At 65.1% G+C, this 372-nt stretch carries 1 protein-coding gene; it reads right to left on the bottom strand.

The annotated features are described in order from the left end of the window. Positions 1–165 precede the first annotated feature (165 nt). A partial coding sequence (locus tag AC1DIX_RS28275) for a hypothetical protein (protein WP_477328686.1) occupies positions 166–372 on the bottom strand: 207 nt, incomplete at its 5' end.

Genomic DNA, 372 nt, shown 5'->3' with positions numbered 1-372 from the left:
GGTAAGGCACAGTCGCTGCGCGACTGCTTGGTCAGGCGAATCGGGAGGCTTGGCGCTTGCAAGCGCCAAGCCGCTCGCGGGCTCGCCGCGRTGCGGCTCGAMACCCCCGCTCGCCCCTCGTCCGTGCCGGACGAGGATTCGATTTCCTTCTGCTCATGCGAGTATTCAAAAACAAAGCCCCACCGGCTTGCGCCGGCAGGGCTTTTGTTTGAATAGTGGTGGAGGTAAGGCACAGTCGCTGCGCGACTGCTTGGTCAGGCGAATCGGGAGGCTTGGCGCTTGCAAGCGCCAAGCCGCTCGCGGGCTCGCCGCGATGCGGCTCGAAACCCCCGCTCGCCCCTCGTCCGTGCCGGACGAGGATTCGATTTCCTT

The organism is Massilia sp. 05N420 (assembly GCF_056397205.1).
Note: the sequence above shows the minus strand (reverse complement) of the source record. Positions and strands in the feature narration are given on the sequence as shown.